The organism is Thomasclavelia spiroformis DSM 1552, assembly GCF_025149465.1.
Lineage (GTDB): Bacteria > Bacillota_I > Bacilli_A > Erysipelotrichales > Coprobacillaceae > Thomasclavelia > Thomasclavelia spiroformis.
Genome location: NZ_CP102275.1, coordinates 2496539 through 2512616 on the forward strand (window position 1 = coordinate 2496539; position 16078 = coordinate 2512616).

Below are 16078 nucleotides of genomic sequence, written 5' to 3' on the forward strand. Positions count from 1 at the left end.
TATTAAATAAGTTCAAATATACATAAAAAAACGAACATATCAAGTATTTACAATTCACAGTTTTAGTCATAACCCATATATCTATAATTATAGAATACTGATAATGATAATAATATTATGACAAATAAAACATTAAAAACAGTTTTTCGTTTGTACTCAAATATATATAAAATGGTCCATTATAAGAACAATTAAACGTATAATATTAGCAAACCAGTATTAGATAAATAAATCCAAGCAAAAAAACCTTGATAAAATCAAGGCTTCTTTTAATTAATCTCCAACGTATGGTAATAAAGCCATTTGACGAGCACGTTTAATGGCTGTAGCTAACATTCTTTGATATTTTGCGCTAGTTCCAGTTACACGTCTTGGAATAATTTTACCATTTGCTGAAACGAATCTTTTTAATAATTCAACATCTTTATAATCAATATATGTGATATTATTTTTTGTAAAATAACATACTTTTTTTCTTCCCATTCTTTGTTTTCTAAATGCCATTTTTAAAACTCCTTTCTTTAAAACTGAATATCATCTTCCATGATATCATATGTATTAAAAGAATTATCAAATTCTTTTTCTAATTCCACTGTTTTCATATCATAGAAATTATCATTATTTTGTTGCATTTGTGGTTGAGATTGAGCTCTTTCACGAGCAGCTCTAGTTTCTAAAAACTGAACACTATCACAAATTACCTCAACTACATAAACTTTTTGTCCTTGTGAATTATCATAGCTACGAGTTTGAATTCTACCTTCAACTCCAACTAAACTTCCTTTAGAACAATATCTTTCAACATTCTCAGCTGGTTTACGCCAAACAACACAATTGATAAAATCAGCTTGTTGTTGACCATCTCTACTAGTGTAGTTACGATTTACTGCTAAAGTAAATGATGTAACTGCATCACCTTGAGGTGTTCTTCTAAGCTCAGGATCTCTAGTCATACGTCCAACTAAGACTACTCTATTTATCATCTAAAACGCCTCCTACTATTTACGAAGAGTTAAATGACGTAACATAGATGAATTGATGTTTGATAAACGTTCAAATTCAGCAACATCTGCAGCTGTACAAGTTGTATCTACAACTACATAGTAACCTTTTTTGAAATCTTGAATTTCATAAGCTAAATCGCGTAATCCCCATTCGTCAACGTTGTCAACAGTTCCACCGTTAGCTGTTAAAATATTTTTGAAGTTTTCAATTAAAGTATTTCTTGCTTCTTCTTCAACGTCAGGTTTTACAATAAACATAATCTCATACTTGTTCATTTTTTATACCTCCTATGGTCTATCGGCTTATTTTTTAATAAGCAGGCAGTAAATAAAATATTTTTACATGCTTTTTTATAATAACACATCATTTATTGCAAAGCAATATTTTCTTTGATTTTATCATTATTTTATTAATAATTTTTTATAGATCATCTGGTGTAGTTATTTTAATATTACTATAACTACCTAAAACTGCTTTTACTTCAATATTTTCGAAATATTCAACTAAAGATGCATCATCAGTAGCAATATAGTTTTGATCTTTTCCTTTTTGATAGCATCTTTTTATCAACTCTGTTTTAAATGCTTGTGGAGTTTGAGCTTGAACTAATTGTTCTCTTGGTAAAGTTTTCACAATATTACCATCCATACATACTTTAATTGTATCTTTGACAGGTACTACTAATAAACAAGCATTATTTTTATTTAAACATTCCAATATGTCATCAATATTTTCTTTTTTTAAGTATGGTCTAGCTCCATCGTGAATTAAAACATAATCTTCTTTAACTACTTGCAAACCATTATAAACACTATCTTGACGTTCTTTACCGCCAAAAACATAATCTATTTTTTTTGACGAAATTAATTTTTTTAAATCATCAAGTTCTTCTTCTTTAGTCACCACAACAATTTGTTTACAACGTTCATCATTTAAAAATATATCCATAGTCATCTCATAAACAGTTTTATTTTTAAAACGATATAACATTTTATTATAAGTTAATCCACTTCTACTTCCTTTACCAGCACATAATACAATTGCACTATAATTCATATTTTCACATCCCATCTTTCTCTATTTTATCATTTAATCTTTAACTTGAAAACCAACATTATTTATCAATTACTTAATATATATAATAAAAAGGATGTGATTTTATCATAAAAAATATAATTTGTTTTATATTAAGTTTAGCCATTTTCTTATATGCCATACATTCAATGTCTTCTAGTCTTGATACCTTAGCTAATGATAAACTAAAAAAAATTCTTTATAACTTAACTTCTAATAAATATTTAGGTGTCTTAATAGGAACAGTAATTACAGCAATAATTCATAGCTCATCTGCAACATCAGTAATTTTAATCAGTTTATTAAATAGTCATCTTATTACTCTTAATCAAGCTACATGGATCATTCTTGGAGCAAATATTGGTACTACATTTACCGGGTTATTAATAGCATTTGATATTGGTAAATTTACAATATATTTATGTATTATAGGAATTATTTTGATGTTTTTTAAAAGTAAATTATTTTATCTTGGTAAAACAACATTAGCTTTAGGTTTGATTTTTTTAGCAATGGCTGGTATGTCAAAATCAATTTCTCCTTTACAATACTCTCCTTATTTTATTAATTTATTTTCAAAATTAAATAATCCAATTACAGCAATGTTAGCAGGAACAATCTTTACTGCCATTATCCAAAGCTCAACTGCTTCAGTTGCTGTTTTACAAACAATATATCAAAAAGGATTAATTAGTTTTTCAATGGCTACTAATGTTATTTATGGACAAAATATTGGTACTTGTATTACTGCATTAATTGCTTCAATAAATGGTGATTTAAATTCTAAACGTCTTACTCTTATTCATATTCTAATAAATTTAATTGGTGCAATTATTTTTTTAGTTACATCGTATTTTATTCCTTTTATTAATTTTGTTTCTACACTTACTTCTAATTACATGATGCAAATAGCTTATATGCATGTAATATTTAACATTGTTTCGACAATTATATTCTTGCCATTTGATAACCTACTAATAAATATTGTTTATAAAATCATTCCTAACAAAGAAAACTTAGATCATTGATCTAAGTTTTAACTTTACATTGAAAATATTTATTTGCTTTCTTAATAATTCCTCGTGCTTGTTGCTTTATATCATAATCCTTTAATATATTTTGAATATCTTCTTCTTTTATTTCATGATTAATATTTTTACGAATAATTTTCTTTAAATCTGTTTTAGTAAGATTTTTAAAATTAATAATTTCATCAATCCGCGTTAATAAATCTTCACTAAATTTATAATTATTCAATTTACTAATTGTATTCTTTTTAAAACCTAGTTTTCCTTTAACACAACTTTGGTTAGTTGTCATGATTATAATAGTATTTCTAAAATCAACTTTTCTTTTATGACTGTCTTCTAAAAAACCTTCATCAAATACATGTAAAAATATATTAATAACATCTTGACAAGCTTTATCAATTTCATCTAATAAAATAATACTCTTAGGATAAATCTGTAACTGACTTAATAATAAACTAGGTTTATCATATCCTACATATCCAGGAGCAGCCCCAATAATTTTTTGTACACTACTACTATCTTTGTATTCACTCATATCTAATCTAATTAGTTTTCTAGATAAACATTTTGCAAGTTGTTTAGCCATCTCACTTTTTCCAACACCGCTGCTACCGCTAAATAACATGATTGCCGAGGGTTGATTAGTAGTTTTTGTTATTTTTAATTGGTTGATAATTTTTTCAATGGCTTCACTTTGACCAATTATTTCCACATTTAATTTTGATTTTATTTCATCAAAATTATAATTGTCATTTATTTTAATTGACGTATATTCTTCTATAACATCTTTTACAATTTGTTTTGTAATAATGTGTTGCTGTTTAAATCTTGTTTTAACACATGATAAATCAAAAATATCAATAGCTTTATCTGGAAAAGTTCTATTTTTAATATAACGATCTACATTTTCAACTAAATATCTTAATACATCGTCATCAATCTCTATTTTATGGAATTTTTCATAGAAAGATTTAGTCTCTTTAAGAATATCAAAAGTTTCTCCTTTAGTATTTTCTTTTAATGTTATTATACTAAAACGACGATTCATAGCTTGATCTTTTTCAAAATGCTGATAATACTCTTCAATTGTAGTAGCACCAATAATCGTTAAATCTTTTCTTGCTAGATATGGTTTTAATATATTAGCTGCATCTATGGCTCCCTCAGCACCTCCTGCTCCAATTAAATTATGAATTTCATCAATAAATATAATAACATTATCCATCTCTTTAACTTTATCAATAATTTTTCTTAATTTTTCTTCAAATTCACCACGATATTTAGTTCCCGCAACAATACTAGATAAACTTAACTCATAAATTATTTTTCCTTTTAATCCTTCATTTACTTTCTTTTGATTTATTAAATATGCTAATTTTTCGACTAACGCCGATTTTCCAACACCAGCCTCACCAATAATCAAAGCATTATTTTTTTCTTTTTTGCTTAATATCATACATAATTTTTCTAGTTCTTTTTGTCTTCCAACTATTAAATTCTCACCATTTTTTACTTTTTTATTAAGATTGACTAATGATTGAATTTGATCTAATTTTGTTTCTAATTCACTGCTCTCATTTAATTGATAAATTATATCATCAAAATCAACTTGATATTTTTTTAATAATTCATAAGCAACACTTTCTTTACTTTGTAATAATGCAATTGTTAAAATATTTAAAGTAACTTTACTTTTATTTTGTTCATTTGTAATTTCTATTGCTCTTTCTAATATACTTTTTACTGCATCACTATACTCCATATAAAAAGGTTGATCATCATTTTTTCCAAACAACCTTTTTATATCCTCATATATATTCTTATCATCTACATTATATTTTTTAACAAGTTCTTTTAATTTAGAATTGCTTATTTTTAATAATGACAATAATAAATGCTCACTACCTACATTATTATGACCTAAATCAAAAGCAATACTCTCTCCAACAACAATTGCTTTTTGGGCTTGTTCATCAAATTTAGTTAACATGTTTCACCTCTAATTTAATTATATGTTTAACATATTAAATTATTAACGAATTACTGTATTTTAAACCTAAAACAAAGTATAAAAAAAGACTATCAAAACGATAATCTTATGAGAATAATTCTGCAAAAAAAGACTTCTTTTTTATTTCTTTACTACTTGTACAATAACTAACTTTTAATTCACCTTTAAGAGTTTTACCCTTTCCTTCTCCCAAAATAATTTTATATTCACCATTATAATAATTAGCATCATAATCTTTTTGATGATCTGCTAAAACCTGATCAATATCGTCAACACCTTTTGCCCAAGTACGATAATCATTAATTAAATCATTTTTAATTTCATACATCTTTTTAATATCTTTTTCACTATTACTATTAGCTACTATTTTATATTTTGGAATATTGCTAGATGCATTTACACTCACTACGTTCATTAAAATTAATACAATTACTATTATTTTTTTCATATAAGTTCACCTCAAGTTCATTATTAACAACTATGATGAAAATATACAAAATATTAAAAAAGAGGTTATCTTATGGCAGATAAAATAATGCAAAAAGAAATAATTAGCGATCCGTTTTCTTCTATAGTTACCAATGAAGAGGTATCCGATACACTTCAAGAATTTGTATCTTTACAACAAGTTTACGAAGCCGGTATTAAGGAAATAAGAACAAAATTAGAAATTCTTGATGATGAATTTAAAGTTAAACATGATCATAATCCTATTCATCATATGGAATATCGTTTAAAATCCGTAAAAAGTATCCTTGGTAAATTAGAAAAAAGAGGTTTAGAAGTTTCTTTAGAATCAATCACAATTAATTTGACAGATATTGCTGGGGTACGTGTTGTTTGTAACTATGTTAGTGATGTTTACAAAATAGCAGACTTACTGATAAAACAAAGTGATGTTAAATTATTAAAGAAAAAAGATTATATAAAACATCCCAAAGAAAATGGCTATCGTAGTCTACATTTAGTAGTTGAAATACCGATATTTTTAGCAGAAAAAGTTCAACCTATTCCAGTTGAAATTCAAATCAGAACTATAGCTATGGATTTCTGGGCGAGCTTAGAACATCATTTACGTTATAAATCAATTAATGACGTCTCTAAACGAGTACTTGATGAATTAATTGATTGTGCTAAAACTATCTCTAATTTGGATTATAAAATGCAAGGAATTCATGAAGAATTAAGCAAACCGCAAAAAAAGAAATAATTTAATCAGATTAGGATTAAGACTCAATAATCCTAATCCTTTTTAATACTAATAAAGTAAAAGAAATCAGTTAAAATATAACTGATTTCTTTACTCTCTTTTTCGTCAACATACTTAAGCTAATAATATTTTGTGTTACCACATATTTTTGTATATACAATTTCTATAACTTAGTTATATAGTGGAAGAAGAAAAGGTAAATGATTAAAGAAAGTTTCCCCTCATTAAAATTTCTTTAATTTTTTTAATACTTCTGATTCTTTTGGTTGGTAATCAGCCCAACGAGATGCACCACTAACTGCACCAGCAGAAGCAGTTAAAACAAGTTTACTAAATAATTTAAGAACTTTTTTCATAACTCTCTAGAATACAAGGTATTGCAGATAAGTTTATAATAACTAAAACATATGATAAGATATAGCTATATGTACTAAATAATAAAATTGCTCCTCCATAAATAAATGCTATTATAAATGCATATTTTTTATATACAATTTTATCTTCAAGGCTAATTGGTCTATTTCTATGCTCAAATGGTGCTTTATATACTATTAAAACTAGGGTAAATAGAATTATTAACAGCATAATTATTATTGATATTTCTATGTGTGGGCAAATAAGTACATAGAGAATATACTTAGAAACATTAAACGTAATACATTTCAAATTAGTGTTGCAATGATATCCACCAATGAACTTTCTTAAAAATGCATAAGAGACAAAATAAACCAACGCCTGATCAGTTGTTCCACTTACCAATCCAACTGTTAAAAGTAAAGCTATATTAATCAAAGATGTTATGATTACTTCGACCCCATATAGAAAAATTTCTTCGTCATAATCTATAACATTATTATTATTACATATATCTAGTAGCCAATTCGATATACCTTGTATCAATCCTTTCACCGCCTCCGTGTATTATCTTATAATATTTTTAAAAATAATTAAATATACTTAGGACAAATAGCATTTTAATGAGGATAATTTAACGGAATAATTATTGACACATGAAATTTTAAACCGTTTTCAAAAAAATTTATATTTCCATTATACTCATTAACAATCCTTTTTATACTTCTAATACCATGTCCATGAATATCTCCTTTTTTATTAGTTATTAAATTAGGGTTAGTGTTCAAAACAGATACATCAATACTATTGATAACTTCTATATACAAAAATACATCTTCATTAATAATTATATTTATTTTAGGATTATTTTTAGAACAATTTTCAATTGCATTATCAATTAAATTAGATAATAATTCATTTAAATGATAGTCTTTCATATATATTTTATTACTTACATTTAAATCGCAATTTACTTCAATACTTTTACTATCTGCTATCATAAGTTTATAATTAATAATTGTATTTATCAATTCATTTGCACTATTAACAGTATTCACTCCCTCATGCAAATCTTTTATACGCGATTTAACGATTTCATTTATTTTAGAATAATTTTTATTTTCTAAATAACTTCCTATTAATAAATAATCATGTTTCAAATCGTGTCTAATTATTTTAATTTCTTTAGCTACTTCATTAAGTTGTACATAATTACTTTGTTCCATTTCCAATTTTTGTAATGAAAACTGTGTTTCTTGATTTTGTTTTTCTAATTTTGATATATAATAAACAATTATCGCAATACCAATCACTGATAAGCCAAGAGACAATAATGTTATAAACACCAAAACCCTATTCAATTCCATTCCTAAATAAGATTGTAACAAAATAGTGTAAGCAAAATAAAATACTATAACTACAACTGCTAATAATTTCCAATATATTGACTCTAATTTTATTTCTTTTTCTTTACATATTTTTATAACAATAAAAACAATTATAAAATATAACATCTTTGCAATAAGACTTCTTATAAATGGATATACTAATCCATCTACTAATAAAGAAATAGTTATTGATAATCCAACTATCAATTCATCAAAAAAAGTAATAAATAATATTTCTAAATAATTATTTTTAGTTCCTATATATGCAATTAATGATGCTGTCATTGCAACAATTAATGGTAACATAATACTATAATCTTTTATATAACCAAACAAGTTTATTACACTACTAATAATTATAAAATTAATCATAAAATATAGATACTTATTTATTTTTAAATCAAAATAATTTGTAAAGAAATATGATGCTATTAATGATTCTAAAAAATTTATTATCATTGTTTGAACCTCTTCATATAATTATTATGATATGCATCAACAAAACTATTATAATTTTTCTTTAAAGTAAATTGTTTACCATTTATTAATGTTATCTTTTTGTTATTTACATTTTTAATATATTCTAAATTGATAATCGTATAATTATTAACTCTAAAAAACTTATCAGCATTTAATTCACTTAAAAATGATTTTAATGTTTTATACACATCATATTGTCCATCAAGTAAATATATTTGACATTTATTTCTATTTGATTCGATATATATAATATCTTTCTTTAGAATCAATTCTCTTTTTCGTTTGGATATTATCTCAATATAATCATTATTTTTTATACTATCTTGTTCTATTTTATACCATAATCTTTCTAAATCCTGAATTAGATTTTCTTTCCTTAAAAAGAAATATACTTTGCTTACAAATGTATCATATACTAAACTATCCTCTGAAGACATATATATGATTTTAGCAAAATAATTCTTATCAAGAATTGCTTTACCACAATTAATACCATTTTCTCCATCTAACATGATATCAATAAAATAATAATCGTAATTTTGACTTAAATCCAAGTTAGTTATATTCTTTTGAATTACAATTTCATTTTTCTTGCCGGCAAATTTTTCATCTAATAGTTTCTTTAATTTTTCTCCAAAAATAAAATCATCCTCTATAATCAATATTTTCATTTTTAACCTCCTTTATTCAAATAATAACATAGAATATTATAAGATTCATTATTATTTTTTCTGTCAAAATTAAAAGCGGTTATAACCGCTTTTAATATTTTGAATCAATATCATAATATATCAAATCATCAAATGTTTGACGTCTAATTACTTCTCTAGATTTACCTTTATAAGTAAACACTACAGCTGGTTTAGGTAATTGATTATAATTAGATGACATTGTATAGTGGTATGCTCCAGTTGAAAACATTGCTAAAATATCTCCTGGTTTAGGATCTTGTAACATAATATCTTTAATTAAAATATCTCCAGATTCACAATTTTTTCCAGCTACTGTAACTAATCGATCAGCAGGCATTTCTGCTTTATTAGCAATAATTGCATCATATTTTGCTGCATATAAACTAGAACGAATATTATCAGTCATTCCGCCATCAACACTAATATAATCCCGAATATCTTTAATATTTTTATAAGATCCGACTGTATATAAGGTTATACCTGCATTTCCAACACAGTAACGTCCTGGTTCTACTAATACCATTGGGCGTTTTAAATTACGTGCTTCAAATCCTTTTGTTATAATATCCATAATTGTATCAACAACTAATTCAAATTCTAATGGTTTATCAGCTTTTGTATAACAAATTCCAAAACCTCCACCGGCATTTAATTTGTTAATAGTAATTCCAAAAATATCATAAATCTCATAAGCTATATCAACAAATTTATTCATTGCTAAAACATAGGCCTGAATTTCTTCAATTTGACTACCAACATGACAATGAATTCCATCAAAATTAATATTAGATGCATCTATAACCTTTTTTATTGCTTTTAAATATGTATTGTCATGACTACTAAATCCAAACTTAGTATCTTTAGCACCTACACGAATATAATCATGTCCTCCTGCATATACTCCTGGTGTTATTCTTATTACGCCATTAACAACTATATTTAATTTTTTAGCAATTTCTTGAACTAATTCAATTTCATAAAAATTGTCTATAACTAAATTTTCAACTCCATGACTTAATGCATATTCTATTTCTGATGGTAATTTATTATTTCCATGAAAATATATTTTTTTAGGGTCAAAACCTGCTTTTAAAGCGATTGAAATTTCCCCTGCAGAAACGCAATCAATTCCTATTCCATATTCTTTTGCTATTTTATATATCGCAAGACAAGAAAATGATTTAGATGCAAATAATGGTAATGTATTTTCATATTTTTCAAGCATTTTTGTTTTAAGTGTATTAAATTGTTGTCTAATATGTCCTTCACTCATAACATATAATGGTGTTCCATATTTTTCTACTAAATCAGTTGCTTTGATTTCATCAATATATAAATTATTATTTTTTATTTGTGCAAACTCTGTTTGTAATACCATATTATCCCCCTTGACTTAATTAGTATAATGATTTCAATGTATAAAGACCATTTTCTTTATCAATTAATGCATATGCTGCACTGATTGCTCCTTGTACAAATACTTCTTTTGATAATGCTGTATGTTTTATTTCAATAATTTCATCTATTCCTGCAAACATTACAGTATGTTCACCAAAAATAGTACCTCCACGTAGTGCTTGAATTCCAATTTCTTCATGTTTTCTTTTTTCATGGATGGAACTACGATCATAAATTGGTGTTATTTCTTTAATTTCTTCTTCCATTACTTCATATAATAATTTAGCTGTACCAGATGGTGCATCTATTTTTTGATTATGATGTTTTTCTAAAATTTCAATATCATATCCTGCATTGTAAAATTCTTTTGCTACTTGTCTTAATATTTTTGTTACCATCTGTATTCCATATGATGTGTTATATGATTGAAAGATAGAAATGTCTTTAGATGCTTCTTTTATTTTTTCTAATTGTTCTTCACTATATCCTGTTGTAGCAATTACTAGTTTACATTTATTTTCTTTTGCATAAGTCAAGATATCATCTAAATTATTTGGATGTGAAAAATCAATAATAACATCTGCTTTTTCATCACATTCTTTTAAAGAATTAAAACACTTTTCCGGTATTTTTTCATCGAATTGATAACTTACAACTGCTATTAGATCCATATCATTTTGACTTCTAATTCGATTAGCAACTTTTTTCCCCATTAAACCATATCCATATACTATTACTTTCATTCTATCTATGTTCCTTTCTATCTATAAAATTTAATTATAAAAACAATTATAACAAAAAGATTATTTTTTTATCAAATATTAATAAAACAAATTCGTATTCTAATCGGATACGAATTTGTTTTTACTGTGATTTTTAAACTAATATTATTTTAAACTAAAATCCTAATTTTTCAAATTTATCCATTGCATCAAATAATAATTTCTTGTTTTCTTCAGTTGGTTCTATTAATGGTAATCTTAGTGTTGGTTTACAAATACCCATTCTTGCTAAAGCTGCTTTAGGCATAATTGGATTAACATCTATAAATAGATAACGAATTACTGGTTCTAGAGCATAAGCAAGTTCTTGAGCTCTTGGTAAATCTCCTTTTAAAGCTAACTGTGCTAATAATTCTGTTTGACTTGGATAAATATTAGATAATACTGATATTACTCCTTTACCTCCTGCACAAATAAATGGCAAGATATTATCATCACATCCTGAATACATATCAAAATCCATTCCTTGTGTTCTAGCCATTACCTCTATTGCATATGCAATGTTATCTGTTGCATCTTTCATTGCTACAATATTTTTGTGTTTTGCTAGTTCAACTACTGTATCTACATCAATCTTTACTCCTGTTCTTCCTGGGACATTGTAAAGAATCATTGGAATATCAACTTCATTAGCTATCGTAGTATAATGAGTAATCAATCCTCTTTGACTCGTTTTATTGTAGTATGGAGTAACTACTAAAATAGCATCAGCACCTTTTTCTTTTGCTTTTTTAGCTTTTGTTAATGCTGTTGCAGTATCATTAGACCCTGCTCCTGCAATAACTTTTACACCATTTTCTTTAGCCATTTTTAAAGTAATATCTAATAATTCAAATTCATCTTCCATAGTAATGGTTGCTGTTTCCCCAGTTGTTCCATTAACTAATAAAGCCTGTACACCACCATCAATCATTCTTTGTACTTGTTTTTTAAATCCTTCAAAATCAATACTTCCATCTTCATGCATTGGTAATACTAGTGCAACTGCACTTCCATTAAAAATAGTCATAATCTCCTCCTATTTATTTAAACCAAACTCTTCATTAATTTTAGTTATTGCCAAATCTTTAATATTTTTATCGATAATAAATGAAATTGTTCTTTTTGAAGTTGTAACTTGATAAAAATGTATGTTGTTTTCACCTAAAACTGTAAATACCCTTGCTGCTGCTCCTGGTGTTGTTTCAATTAGTTTACCACCTACAGCAATTTTAAAATATTTTCGATTAGTTGCAATTTCTAATTGTTCAAATTCTTTTTTTAAACATAGTATTGCTTCATTTAAATTCTTTTGATATTTTTCATCTAATGTAATTTCAATTTGCATCGCATCTTCAATCATAACTTGAGAAATCATATCAATATTTACATTACACTCACTTAAAATTGTAAATATTTTTGCAATCAACATTGGATGTTTTGGTACATTAGTTAGTTTTAATTGAATAATATTTTCTTCATAACTTACTACTTCAACAATCTTTTCCATTTTTTTATCTCCTTTATAAAAAAAGTTGCAATGAGTATATCATTGCAACATAAACAACATATGAACAATGATAGCTCATCATTATCAAATGATAATGACAGTCTTATAGATATTCTCTATAAGACCAGAGTATAAATGCATGCAATCATTTATCTCTTCGGCGAAAGCTCCTCTACTTTTATCTAGTTTGCATCTTACAATAAAAATTTCATAACTATTCGCGCCTCTATCTTCTATTTATTTCTAATTTAATTTATCTATAATATATCACAATAAATAATATATTACAATACTGATTATAATTCTTTATATCTTGTTTTTATCTGCCAATTTTCTTAATTTTTACTCGATAATAATATATATGTTCTAAATCCAAATTAATACATCAGATAAAATTTTTATTGAATTATTCTTCTTTAATAAAATTTTTACTACAATAATAAGTAAATAAAAAATATCCTCCATAAATTAAAATAAGTATCACTGCTGTCAATAAAATTGAATTAGTTATATTTCCAGTTAAAGGATTTGTTGTTGAAGCTAACATATTTTTACAAACTTGTAATCCAAAAAATGAATGAATAATAGCTAAGATTAATGGCGAAACAAAATAAATTAAAATTTGAATAAATAAAGAATGATTAATATCTTTATCGCTAGTTCCTAGTTTTCTAAGTAATCTATATTTTTCTTTATTATCAATATTTTGTGATAATTCTTTTAATGCAATAATCGCTGCACTAGCAATTAAAAATACTATTCCTAAATATAAACTAATAAAAATTATCATTGTAGTAATTCCTATTGTTCCATTATAAATATCTAAACGAGTATTTACATTACCATCTTCATTTTTTAAATTATTAAGTTTTTCTAAAATCATTTGATTATAATCATTTTCATTCATTACATTATAATTAGCTACTAAATAACTACTACTTATATTAAAATCATTTACTGCTTGATCAGGTAAGATATAAAAACCAAAATTCACCTCACCACCTGCCATGCTCAAAAATCCATCCATACATTGATCATATTTACTACTATATTTTTTATCGCCTATCACTATTTCTGGTTTATTTTTCAAACTTTTGTTTCTATTTTCTTTTATTCTTTCAAAATCACATACTACTATATATTCATTTTTTAAATCATATTCTTGTAAATTATATAATTTAGCTAATTTATTATAATCGCTAAGTTTAATAATTATTTCAGTTGAATTTAAAAAATTTTCTTTTGCTTCATTATATACACTTCCAAAAGTATCTTTTATTTTTAATTGATCTGTAGTATATGTTTTAAATTCTAAGACATTTTTTAAATCATTTTTTATATCAATATTTTGTTTAGATAAATATTTACTAACTGATTTATTACCATTTATATCAATTTGAAGATCAACTGGTATAAAGTAATCTATTTGTGTGTTGATGCTATTATTAATTGCAAAAGATGTTGATAAAATACAAATTGTTACAAATAACATTAAACATATAATCGTTGTTGATAATACTGTAGTATTTAACTTACTACTTATTTCTTTTAATGTAAAACTATTTAAGTATTTAAAATAAATATTCTTTAATAACATCATTATTTTTAATAATAAATTAGATAATGACCAAAATATCATATACGTAGCAGTTGCTCCATAGAACATCTGTAATAAAACAGAAAATTGATTTTTTAAATTAGCTGCTCCAATCGTTACATTATAATATGCATATGCTAACAAGCAGATTGAAAAAATAAATACCAATGCACAAAGAATTGGATTTTTTATTTTTGTTTTGACGCTTTTTTATCTGCATACAACAAATCTATTAACTTACATTTATTTATTTTAAATGTATTTAATAATATTACTGAAATATACATAATTCCAAAATAAATAATTGTTTTAATACAAGCACTCTTAGAAAAAATAAAAACATACTCATTCATATTAGCTTCAAATAAATTTGCAACAATGATTGACATAACTTGTGATAAACCAATCCCCATAATTAATCCAATCATGAGTGATATAAATCCAATCGTAATTGTTTCACCTAATAATATTTTTGATATTTGTTTTTTTGACATTCCTAATATCATATATAATGCAAACTCTTTTTTACGTCTTTTAATTAAAAACTGATTTGCATAAATAATTAAAAATCCTAAAATGATTGCAACAAAAATACTTAAACCTACAATTATGTTATTCATCATACTAATAATTTCATGTAATGATTTACTAAGTGATAACATTATTGTTTGAGTTTCTAAAGCATTAAAAATATAAAAAATAGAAATTCCTAGAATTAATGTAAAAAAATATATTGTATAGTTACTAAAGCTTTTTTTTACATTTTTTAATGATAATTTAAATAACATCACTTATATCGCCTCCTAAAATTGAGACAACATCAATAATTTTTTCAAAAAATTCTTTTCTACTACTATTTCCTCGTTCAAATTCATTAAATAATTTACCATCTTTAATAAAAATAACTCTAGAAGCATAACTAGCACTAAAAGCATCATGAGTAACCATTAAAATCGTTGAATTATAGTTATTATTTAACCTTTTTAATCCTTCTAATAACATTTTAGAACTTTTAGAATCTAATGCTCCAGTCGGTTCATCGGCTAATATTAGTTTAGGATTTGTAACTATCGCTCGAGCACTAGCAATTCGTTGTTTTTGACCTCCAGACATTTCACAAGGGTATTTAGTTAAAATATCTTTAATATCTAATTCTTCAGCTATTTTATTTATTTTACTATCAAAATCTTTGACATTTGTTTTTAATATTTGTAAAGCTAATGCAATATTTTCATATCCTGTTAAAGTATCTAATAAATTAAAATCCTGGAAAATAAATCCTAATTTTTCTCTTCTAAATTTATTTAAAATACTTCCTTTTAATTTTGTAATATCTTTACCATCAATATAAATATGACCTGCAGTTACTTTATCAATTGTTGAAATAACATTAAGTAAAGTAGTTTTTCCAGAACCACTTGCTCCCATGATTGCAACAAATTCACCACGCTCAATTTTTAGAGAAATATTATTTAATGCCTTGGTAATATTTGTTTTATTTCCATAATATTTAGTAATGTTTTCTATTAATAAAATATTTTTCATCTTTTCTCCTCCTTTTATAACT

Annotated in this window: 19 protein-coding genes and 1 riboswitch; of the genes, 2 read left to right on the top strand and 17 right to left on the bottom strand. The window is 24.9% G+C overall.

Annotated elements, in window-relative coordinates:
• Positions 1-273: 273 nt before the first annotated feature.
• The 4 genes from rpsR to ispD form a co-directional block, all read right to left on the bottom strand.
• On the bottom strand, positions 274-504 hold the full coding sequence (rpsR, locus tag NQ543_RS11880; protein ID WP_004610903.1) for a 30S ribosomal protein S18: 231 nt from the start codon (positions 502-504) through the stop codon (positions 274-276).
• Between the two features lie 17 nt (positions 505-521).
• Positions 522-983 (bottom strand): single-stranded DNA-binding protein, encoded by a 462-nt coding sequence (gene ssb / locus NQ543_RS11885; protein WP_004610902.1) that lies wholly within the window; start codon positions 981-983, stop codon positions 522-524.
• A gap of 15 nt (positions 984-998) precedes the next feature.
• Entirely contained in the window at positions 999-1280 is a 282-nt protein-coding gene (gene rpsF, locus NQ543_RS11890) for a 30S ribosomal protein S6 (protein WP_004610901.1), read from the bottom strand.
• A 145-nt stretch (positions 1281-1425) separates the two neighbouring features.
• Positions 1426-2061 carry a 2-C-methyl-D-erythritol 4-phosphate cytidylyltransferase gene (gene ispD / locus NQ543_RS11895; RefSeq protein ID WP_039904814.1) on the bottom strand — a complete coding sequence of 212 codons (636 nt, stop codon included), beginning with the start codon at positions 2059-2061 and terminating at the stop codon, positions 1426-1428.
• Between the two features lie 128 nt (positions 2062-2189).
• Here ispD and NQ543_RS11900 point away from each other — a divergent pair, with 128 nt between their 5' ends.
• Positions 2190-3107: a Na/Pi cotransporter family protein gene (locus tag NQ543_RS11900; protein ID WP_083784309.1), complete on the top strand. Its 918-nt coding sequence runs from the start codon at positions 2190-2192 to the stop codon at positions 3105-3107.
• A gap of 1 nt (position 3108) precedes the next feature.
• Here NQ543_RS11900 and NQ543_RS11905 read toward each other — a convergent pair whose 3' ends face one another.
• Both NQ543_RS11905 and NQ543_RS11910 read right to left on the bottom strand, forming a co-directional pair.
• Positions 3109-5100: an AAA family ATPase gene (locus NQ543_RS11905; protein WP_004610898.1), complete on the bottom strand. Its 1992-nt coding sequence runs from the start codon at positions 5098-5100 to the stop codon at positions 3109-3111.
• A gap of 106 nt (positions 5101-5206) precedes the next feature.
• On the bottom strand, positions 5207-5569 hold the full coding sequence (locus NQ543_RS11910) for a hypothetical protein (RefSeq protein WP_004610897.1): 363 nt from the start codon (positions 5567-5569) through the stop codon (positions 5207-5209).
• A 72-nt stretch (positions 5570-5641) separates the two neighbouring features.
• Here NQ543_RS11910 and NQ543_RS11915 point away from each other — a divergent pair, with 72 nt between their 5' ends.
• Entirely contained in the window at positions 5642-6331 is a 690-nt protein-coding gene (locus NQ543_RS11915) for a GTP pyrophosphokinase (protein ID WP_004610896.1), read from the top strand.
• A gap of 224 nt (positions 6332-6555) precedes the next feature.
• Here the strand turns inward: NQ543_RS11915 and NQ543_RS11920 are convergent, their stop codons facing one another.
• From NQ543_RS11920 to NQ543_RS11970, 11 genes are all read right to left on the bottom strand, one after another.
• Positions 6556-6687, bottom strand: coding sequence for a cyclic lactone autoinducer peptide (locus NQ543_RS11920; RefSeq protein WP_004610895.1), 132 nt, complete (start codon positions 6685-6687; stop codon positions 6556-6558).
• The gene (locus NQ543_RS11925) at positions 6671-7231 is read right to left on the bottom strand and encodes an accessory gene regulator B family protein (protein ID WP_039904810.1); all 561 of its coding nucleotides are present in this window, start codon (positions 7229-7231) and stop codon (positions 6671-6673) included. Before NQ543_RS11925 ends, NQ543_RS11920 begins: the two co-directional genes overlap by 17 nt.
• A gap of 74 nt (positions 7232-7305) precedes the next feature.
• Positions 7306-8532, bottom strand: coding sequence for a GHKL domain-containing protein (locus NQ543_RS11930; protein ID WP_004610893.1), 1227 nt, complete (start codon positions 8530-8532; stop codon positions 7306-7308).
• Positions 8529-9224 carry a LytR/AlgR family response regulator transcription factor gene (locus tag NQ543_RS11935; protein WP_004610892.1) on the bottom strand — a complete coding sequence of 232 codons (696 nt, stop codon included), beginning with the start codon at positions 9222-9224 and terminating at the stop codon, positions 8529-8531. The genes NQ543_RS11930 and NQ543_RS11935 overlap by 4 nt, the downstream gene beginning before the upstream one ends.
• A 91-nt stretch (positions 9225-9315) precedes the next feature.
• Positions 9316-10623, bottom strand: coding sequence for a diaminopimelate decarboxylase (gene lysA / locus NQ543_RS11940; RefSeq protein WP_004610891.1), 1308 nt, complete (start codon positions 10621-10623; stop codon positions 9316-9318).
• 19 nt (positions 10624-10642) lie between these two features.
• On the bottom strand, positions 10643-11386 hold the full coding sequence (gene dapB / locus NQ543_RS11945; RefSeq protein WP_004610890.1) for a 4-hydroxy-tetrahydrodipicolinate reductase: 744 nt from the start codon (positions 11384-11386) through the stop codon (positions 10643-10645).
• 154 nt (positions 11387-11540) lie between these two features.
• Complete coding sequence (dapA, locus tag NQ543_RS11950; RefSeq protein WP_004610889.1) at positions 11541-12434, bottom strand: 4-hydroxy-tetrahydrodipicolinate synthase; 894 nt, start codon at positions 12432-12434, stop codon at positions 11541-11543.
• 9 nt (positions 12435-12443) lie between these two features.
• Entirely contained in the window at positions 12444-12914 is a 471-nt protein-coding gene (locus tag NQ543_RS11955; RefSeq protein WP_004610888.1) for an ACT domain-containing protein, read from the bottom strand.
• 63 nt (positions 12915-12977) lie between these two features.
• Positions 12978-13151, bottom strand: a riboswitch (Lysine riboswitch).
• Between the two features lie 169 nt (positions 13152-13320).
• Positions 13321-14679 (bottom strand): FtsX-like permease family protein, encoded by a 1359-nt coding sequence (locus NQ543_RS11960; protein WP_244942721.1) that lies wholly within the window; start codon positions 14677-14679, stop codon positions 13321-13323.
• Positions 14680-14699: 20 nt separating this feature from the next.
• Complete coding sequence (locus NQ543_RS11965) at positions 14700-15299, bottom strand: FtsX-like permease family protein (protein WP_004610886.1); 600 nt, start codon at positions 15297-15299, stop codon at positions 14700-14702.
• The gene (locus NQ543_RS11970; protein WP_039904809.1) at positions 15289-16056 is read right to left on the bottom strand and encodes an ABC transporter ATP-binding protein; all 768 of its coding nucleotides are present in this window, start codon (positions 16054-16056) and stop codon (positions 15289-15291) included. Before NQ543_RS11970 ends, NQ543_RS11965 begins: the two co-directional genes overlap by 11 nt.
• Positions 16057-16078 lie beyond the last annotated feature (22 nt).